Genomic DNA, 239 nt, shown 5'->3' with positions numbered 1-239 from the left:
TTCTGGCGGAGCGGACGGGGCTCGAACCCGCGACCCCCGGCGTGACAGGCCGGTATTCTAACCAACTGAACTACCGCTCCAGCTTTCTTTCCTCTCACCCGCAGGACCTCGTTCACGCCCTGCGAGCGTTGCGACACTTCTACTACGAAACGCCGCTGAATCTGGCGTCCCCTAGGGGATTCGAACCCCTGTACTCACCGTGAAAGGGTGATGTCCTAGGCCTCTAGACGAAGGGGACA

2 tRNA genes are annotated in these 239 nt (G+C 60.7%); both read right to left on the bottom strand.

The window, feature by feature from the left end:
- Positions 1 to 3: 3 nt before the first annotated feature.
- Positions 4 to 80 (bottom strand) — tRNA-Asp (locus tag DIE08_RS35400).
- 82 nt (positions 81 to 162) lie between these two features.
- A tRNA-Glu gene (locus DIE08_RS35395) sits at positions 163 to 238 on the bottom strand.
- Between the last annotated feature and the right edge of the window lies 1 nt (position 239).

The sequence above is a fragment of the Burkholderia sp. Bp9004 genome (assembly GCF_003858025.1).
Taxonomy (GTDB): Bacteria; Pseudomonadota; Gammaproteobacteria; order Burkholderiales; family Burkholderiaceae; genus Burkholderia; species Burkholderia diffusa.
The sequence above is the reverse complement of the archived record's forward strand: the minus strand, read 5'-3'. Positions and strand labels throughout refer to the sequence as shown.